At 70.4% G+C, this 6,812-nt stretch carries 9 protein-coding genes; all 9 read left to right on the top strand.

The genetic code is table 11. From position 1 onward, the window contains the following. The first annotated feature begins 254 nt into the window (after positions 1-254). The 9 genes from CCN42_RS46000 to CCN42_RS00465 all read left to right on the top strand — a co-directional run bounded on the left by CCN42_RS46000 (position 255) and on the right by CCN42_RS00465 (position 6,307). The gene (locus tag CCN42_RS46000) at positions 255-1,751 is read left to right on the top strand and encodes a dCTP deaminase domain-containing protein (protein ID WP_211294605.1); all 1,497 of its coding nucleotides are present in this window, start codon (positions 255-257) and stop codon (positions 1,749-1,751) included. A 214-nt stretch (positions 1,752-1,965) separates the two neighbouring features. After that, on the top strand, positions 1,966-2,760 hold the full coding sequence (locus CCN42_RS00490; protein ID WP_086732544.1) for a DciA family protein: 795 nt from the start codon (positions 1,966-1,968) through the stop codon (positions 2,758-2,760). 7 nt (positions 2,761-2,767) lie between these two features. After that, a complete protein-coding gene (locus CCN42_RS00485; RefSeq protein ID WP_086732543.1) occupies positions 2,768-3,208 on the top strand; it encodes an SLOG family protein in 441 nt (146 codons plus the stop codon). A gap of 62 nt (positions 3,209-3,270) precedes the next feature. Further along, positions 3,271-3,555: a hypothetical protein gene (locus tag CCN42_RS41970; RefSeq protein WP_143661810.1), complete on the top strand. Its 285-nt coding sequence runs from the start codon at positions 3,271-3,273 to the stop codon at positions 3,553-3,555. After that, positions 3,552-3,980 carry a hypothetical protein gene (locus CCN42_RS45565; protein ID WP_281259462.1) on the top strand — a complete coding sequence of 143 codons (429 nt, stop codon included), beginning with the start codon at positions 3,552-3,554 and terminating at the stop codon, positions 3,978-3,980. The genes CCN42_RS41970 and CCN42_RS45565 overlap by 4 nt, the downstream gene beginning before the upstream one ends. Positions 3,981-4,056: 76 nt before the next feature. After that, positions 4,057-4,224 (top strand): hypothetical protein, encoded by a 168-nt coding sequence (locus CCN42_RS42390; RefSeq protein WP_158100854.1) that lies wholly within the window; start codon positions 4,057-4,059, stop codon positions 4,222-4,224. Further along, positions 4,224-4,370 (top strand): hypothetical protein, encoded by a 147-nt coding sequence (locus tag CCN42_RS42385; RefSeq protein WP_158100855.1) that lies wholly within the window; start codon positions 4,224-4,226, stop codon positions 4,368-4,370. The genes CCN42_RS42390 and CCN42_RS42385 overlap by 1 nt, the downstream gene beginning before the upstream one ends. A gap of 225 nt (positions 4,371-4,595) precedes the next feature. Beyond that, a complete protein-coding gene (locus CCN42_RS00470) occupies positions 4,596-5,258 on the top strand; it encodes a ParA family protein (protein WP_086732541.1) in 663 nt (220 codons plus the stop codon). After that, complete coding sequence (locus tag CCN42_RS00465; RefSeq protein WP_086732540.1) at positions 5,258-6,307, top strand: ParB/RepB/Spo0J family partition protein; 1,050 nt, start codon at positions 5,258-5,260, stop codon at positions 6,305-6,307. Before CCN42_RS00470 ends, CCN42_RS00465 begins: the two co-directional genes overlap by 1 nt. Positions 6,308-6,812 lie beyond the last annotated feature (505 nt).

The following is a 6,812-nucleotide window of genomic DNA, read 5'->3' as shown; positions in this document are numbered from 1 at the left end:
CGCGGCGCCGGGCGCGGAGGTTCCCCGCGCGCGGACGTACGATGTCGAACGTGAGCACGACCAGCAGTGAGAGACCTGCCCCGCCAGCCCCCGAGTGCGCGCCCGCCTACGTAGGACCGTGCCAGGGCTGTCAGCATCCGACGCACCGGTACGGGCCGGGCGGGAACCCGCTTTGCGTGCTCTGTACCCGGTACCTGGAGGAGTGGCGGGCCCGCGGTGGGAAGGGTCCGTCGGCTCGGCCGTAGGCTCCTGACGTGCTCCTCTCCGATCAAGACCTCCTCGCCGCGATATCCGGCGGCCGGCTCGGCATCGAACCGTTCGATGAGGCGATGCTTCAGCCCGCCTCCATCGACGTCCGCTTGGACCGCGCCTTCCTAGTGTTCGAACACCCGATCGATTACAGTGCAGGTCACGGTCGTGGCGCGCGCCTCCTGGTGACCGCAGCTAGCCAGTGGCTGCACGCCACGACCGGCCGCATCGCCACCTGCGCGCACTCCTGGATGACCGCCGTCCACTGGGTCACCGACTGCGCCCGTCGTGGCCTGTACGCCCCCAGCAGCAGCCACAGCCCGAAGTGGGGCCCCACCACTATCGCCATCGCGCAGGAGATCGCCGCGCTGAAGGAGTGCCGGCCGTCCGTCGCCTACCTCGCCCGCAAGCTGAAGGTGTCGCCGCGCACGGTGAAGTACCACCTGGCGATGCTGCGGGAAACCGGGCTGCTCGTGTACCGCAGCAAGGGCACCCGCATCTCCGGTGTCGGCGGCCGCGCCTCCGTCTTCGAGCGGACCATCCCCGCCGAGTTCGACCAGGCCCTCGGGATCCGCACCGTCGGCGAGGGTGCAACGCGCCGTCCCGTCGGCGCCGCCGAAGAGCACCGTGGCCTGCTCGGGAAGCTGGCCCGGAAGGCTGCCCGGAAGACCCGCCGCCGCCCGCCCCGCACCTCTTCTTCGCGACCGGAGCGTTGCACCCCAATGCAGGGTGGTACCTCAACTGTTTCTCCTGCTGCTGGTACTCACTCTCCCTCTGAGGCAAAGCTCGCAAGCGGGGAAGGCAAATCCCCCACCCCCAAGTCGTCCAACCGCGGGCCGCGGAAGCTCAACCGGGTCGGCCGCCGCTACCAGCTCGCCGGTGAACTCATCGCGATGGTGCCCTGGTTGAAGGGCGCCTCCCGGGCACGGATCGCGTGGATCGTCCGACACTGCGCGGACGCCGGCTGGACGGCCCTCGAGGTCCAGGCCGCCGCCGAGCAGGAGCCCATCAGCGCGAACGCTGCCCGGCGCCCGTCCGGGCTGCTCGCCTGGCGGCTCGGCGGCTGCCACCAGCTGTACAACACCCCTGCCCGCCGCAAGACCATGGTCCAGGCGTGGCAGGACTCCCGCGCTGCCGAGCAGGCCCGCCACACCGGCTACGACCAGCTGGCCACCGCGGACCGGACGGCGTCCCGGGTCAGCGTCCGCGCCCTGGTCACCGAGGCGTTCCGCCGCACCAAGCAGATCGCCCACGGCCCGGTCGACGAAGCCGACTGCTTCGAGATCCCGGTGGACACCGCGCCCGAGCCGGTCGCCCTCGAAAGCCTGGACCGCGACCTGGTGAAGACCATGCGCGCCGAGGCCGCCGCCGACCCCGCCGTGATCTGGGCCGCGCTCGACACCGGCATGCCCGAGCGGGAGGCCCGCCGCCTGTTCACCGGCTGGCTCGTCGACCAGGCCCTCGCCGCCCGCCGCCGCGCCGAACTCGCCCCCGCCTTCTGAGGAGACCCTTCATGCCCACACCTGCCGAGAACCTGCGTGCAGCCGCCCGGACATTGCGCGAGGCCGCCCCGGAACTTACGGGTCACCTCGCTGACCTGGCCAACCCCGTAGCGGAGTGGCTGGACGTTGAGGCCTACCGCTTGGAGACCAAAGCTGAGGGACGCGCGCTCCTTCACGCCCTGAACGTGGCTCGCGCGGTCAACGGGAGCCAGCCATGACCGACACCCCGCAGATGGTCGGAGCCGACCTCGCCCGGCTTGCCCTCGCCAACGCCCGCGCCGCCGCCAAGACCAGCCCCGCCCCCAGCCCGGCCCGCACCAAGACCAAGCGCGCCACCCGCCGCGGCGACGGCCGCGACCCCATCACCCTCGCCGCCGCCATCACCAACCTCGGCGCCGACCTCCCCCTCGAAGCAGGCATCGCCGGCGGCAACATCCTCGACCAGTGGCCCACCCTCTGCCCTCAGTACACGGGCTGCGTCGAACCCGTCGCCTATGACGAACAGCGTGGCCGCCTCGACCTGCGCCCCGCCACCCACGCCTACGCCGCCCAACTCCGACTCCTCGGCGGACAGCTCGCCAAACAGATCAACGACAAGCTCGGCAAGCCCGTCGTCCGGTCGATCCGCGTCCTCCCAGTCGGCAACCTCAACACCGCCATTCCACGGTCGGCCACCGCGCCCCGGGAAGAACTGACAGGCCCGGTGAAGACCCGCGACACCGCCAGCCCCGGCTACCGCGAAGCCCTCGCCCTGGTGCTCGCCCACAAGCCCGACCGGCAGCCCACCAACCCCTACGTCCGCGAAGCCATCGCCGCCCACGAAACCGCCCTCCGCGCCAAGCGACAGCCCGAGTCCGAGCACCGCGACGCCTACTGGGCAGAGGAAGAAGCCCGCCGCAAGGCCGGCCCGCCACCCGGCAGCATGGAGGCCTCGGAGAGGGCAGCACGCGACCGCAAGCGGCGGGAAGCCGCCGGGCTTGAACCGCGCCGCGCCTTCGACGTCGCCTGAACCCGCCATGAACACCCCGCTCGCCCTCATCGGACTCACCGGCTCCCGCCGCTGGCCCGACCCGCGGCTCCTCGAGGACACCCTCCTCCAGGTCTGGCACGACGCCCTCCAGGACGGCTACACCAGCATCGAGCTGATGCACGGCTGCGCCGAAGGCGCCGACACCATCGGCGGCCAGTGGGCCCGTCGCAACGGCCTCCTCGTCCGCGAACGCCCCGCCGACTGGACCGGCCCCTGCGGCCCCGAATGCCAGCCAGGGCACCGGCGCCGCAACCGGCGAGGCCTCGAGTACTGCCCCCTCGCCGGGCACCGCCGCAACCAGCAGATGGTCGACGAACGCCCCGCGTTGTTCGTCGCCGCCCAGGTGGCTGGCTCCACCGGCACCGCCGACTGTATCCGCCGCGCCCAGATCGCGGGCATCCCCGTTCACCGCATCACCACCGACTGAGCCGGGGAACGCATCGCCCGAACTGCGAGACCCTGATTCCCCGCCCCCATCAGGAGCAGCCCATGACGCAAGTTCCCGTACCCGAGAGCAAGATCGGTGCCCAATTTGCTGACCCCGGCCCCGGAGAACACCTCTGGACCATCCTCACCATGCACCGCGTCAGCGACGACATGATCCGCCGCCTCAACCGAGGCGAGGAACCCGGTCCTGAACTCCTCGACCACGAAAACCTCCTCACCCTCGAAGGCCCCGGCTGCTTCAAGTGCGAGCAGCCCTACAGCCGCCGCCTGGCCCACAGGAAGTGCACCGGAACCCTCGACCTGCTCCCGACAGGAGACCACCGATGACCCAGCCCCGTCGCTTCCACCTCCAGCGCCACCGCGACATCACCGGCGCTTCCGGCACCGGCCGAGTCGCCGACGGCGTCCTCTGGCCCGACGGCACCGCCTCCGTCCGCTGGCGCGGCGAACGCCCCTCCACCGTCTTCTGGGACTCCCTCGCCGACGCCGAGCACGTCCACGGACACGGCGGCCACACCGTCATCATTTGGGACGACCCGGAACCCAGCGGGATGCGGAGTTTGATCGCCAGGGACTGCCCGCACTGCCCCGACGGCCACACCCCCGCCGACGTCGGCTCCCAGCCCTGGCACGTACGCGTCGGGCCCGAGCGCGACGGCGACGGACAGCCAATCCGCCTGTACGTCGAGCGAGCCGCCGGCGCGCACGTCGCCGACTCCGACGCAGAGTGGGTTCAGACGCGGATCAACTGATCTTGAGCCGGGGGGAACGAACTGCGGACCCTGGGGCAGGGTGGTCGCGATCAGCACCGCACGAACGGAGCCGCCCATGCCCCAGCCCACCACCACACACAGCGCCGCCTGGCATGCCGCCGAGGACGCCCAGGAACGTGCCTGGCTCGACGACTGGATGCGCGGCCGTATCTGCCCCACCACCCTGACGCCCCTGCCGACCGCCGGCCCGGCCCCGGCGCCGGCTCCCGTCGGGAGGATCTGATGGCCACCGCCATACCGCCGAAGCCGACGTACCCGCGGCCGCCGATCCAACACGAGGACCTGTTCCGCGAGCCGGTCTACACAGACGGGCAGCCCTACACCGCGGACGAGGAAGACGAGGAGGCGTCAGCAGCTATCACGGCGTGATAGTCCAGCTCGAGGCCTGCCGCGTATACCGCGGTATACGCCTAGAGGTGTCCGTGACCGCGTCACGCGCGGGAGCGACGGCCGGAAGACGGGGAGCGTATACCGCGGTATACGCCCTTCAAGGTGAGACACCCGCCCAATCACCGAGCCCACGTCACCGATCTGAGAAGCTATGCCCCGTCCGAGTACCGGCACCCGCCGGGAAGCATACGGAAACGGAGCACCATGCTTTCCTCAGTTCTCGTCGTGTCCACCGACCCCCAAGGATCCACGATCTGGTGGGCCGACCGCGTCGGCGACAACCTGCCCTTCGACTTCGCCACCGCCCACGAAGACCCCGACAGCCTCGCCGACCTGAAGAACCTGGGCGCGCAGATCCACGTCATCGCCAATCAGAAGGGCGGCGTCGGGAAGACCACCACCACCGTCAACCTTGCAGCCGTCGCCCATGACGTCCTCGGTGACAACGACGAACGACAGCACATCTTCATCGACACCCCCGGCAGCCTCGAGAACGAGCACATCCTCGCCGCCGCCCTCGACATTGCCGACGATGTCCTCGTCCCCATGCCGCCCGAGCCGCTGGCCTTCGACCCCACCGCCCGCACCATCGAACGCGTCATCGTCCCCCGGAGCCTCCCGTACACGGTCGTCATCAACGCCTGGGACCCGCGCGACGGACGCGCCGACCTCGACGACACCATCGCCTACATCGACGCCAAGGGCTGGCCCCGCGCGAAGACCGTCATCCGCCGCTACAAGATCCACACCAGGGCGGCGGCCGAAGGCAAGGTCGTCACCCAGTACGCCGACAACGGCACCACGCTGCGCGCCCGGCAGGACTACCTGCGCCTGGCCCTCGAGCGCGGCTACGGAGGACGCCGCTGATGGCCGGCAAGCGCGTCTCACTCGCCTCCCTCGCCCAAGCCAAGGTCGAAGCCGTGCCCGGCGCCAGCCGGCCCGACCTCATCCACGTCCCGCCGAACGCCGTGGCCCCCACCCCGCTGAACCCGCGGCGGGCCTTCGACGAGACCGAACTGGCGGAACTCGGCGAAGACATGCGGTCCGGACAGCTTCAGCCCTGTGTGGCCGTCGCGAAGGCTGCCTACCTGAAGCTGTACCCGGAGCACGCCGAACAGCTCCCAGACAGCTGCCGGTACGTCATGGCCGCCGGCGAACGGCGTTGGCGGGCAGCCGTGAAGGTCGGCCTAGACAGCCTCGACCTCATGGTCCGCCATGACCTCACCGAGTCCCGCGTGCGGTTCCTCGCCGCGGTGCTCTCTGAGAACGTTCAGCGCGCCAACTTCAACCCGATCGAGGAAGCCGACGGCCTGCGGGCCATGCTCGAACTCCACGACGGCAACCAAGCTGCGGCGGCCCGCGCGATGGGGAAGTCCAAGGGCTGGTTCAACCAGCGGATCGGGCTGCTGCGACTGACCGACGAGATGGTGCAACTCGTCTTCGACGGCAAGCTCACCGCCTTCCGCGAAATGCGCCGGTACGCAGCCCTGCCGCCCGAAGAGCAGTACGCCACGTGGAAGGCAGACCAAGAACTGCCGCCACAACCGAAGCCTCCCCGAGTTGCGAAGGCTAAGCTGCCGAAACCTCCCCAGGTACAGGATGAGAAGCAGCCGAAGGCGTCTGTCACGGTCCGCACCCCGGTCAGTTCTCCGGAACGCAGGGCCGTCACGGGACCCGAGGCGGCACCCCATGCTGGCCCCGAGGCGGCACCCCATGCCGGCGTTGTCACGCACGCGCCTCCGGCAGTTCCGGAGCAGCAGACCGCAGAGCATCCGGAGACGGGCCAGCCCAAGCGGTTCCCGTACGACGACGGGGTCTCCGCGGCGCACCATCTGATCCGCAAGATGCCGTTGGACGAGTTCCGCAAGATGCTCGCCCTGCTGAAGAAGCACGAGGACCAGAGCGTCAGCGCCTGACCCCGCAACGGCCCCGTGCCTTCCCGGACGCGGGGCCGTTCTCGTGCCCGATCAGATTCGGTCACCTTTGGCCAGAGGTGTCGGGGTTTCGTGCCCACCGACCGTGTGAGCATCCGGTGAAACCCCTCCCCGCGCCTGCCTGCACCTACTGGGATGGATCACGCCGACCCCCCACGCGGGATGGCCGGTCGCCCGGCCGGGCGAGCACCTGCGCAGGTTCGCAGCCCTCCAGGCGCCCCGCTCCGGCCCACGGCGGCCGGCCACCCGCAACCCGCCCCGCCAGCCCGATCACACGGATCCCGCTGCACCTCTCCCCGATGGCAACGTCCCGGTCTACAATCGCCGCATCTGGCGGGCATGAGCATCATCCCGTGAGGTCTCAAAGCCCCCACGCAGGCACAGGGTCGTTGTCGGCAAACTACGCCCCCCATCCGGTGGGGGCTTTCCCATGCCACCAGCCACAACGGGCACGGATACCGCGTATCGGTAGCGCGCGGTAGCGGAC

The organism is Streptomyces glaucescens (genome assembly GCF_002154375.1).
Lineage (GTDB): Bacteria > Actinomycetota > Actinomycetes > Streptomycetales > Streptomycetaceae > Streptomyces > Streptomyces glaucescens.
The sequence above is the reverse complement of the archived record's forward strand: the minus strand, read 5'-3'. Positions and strand labels throughout refer to the sequence as shown.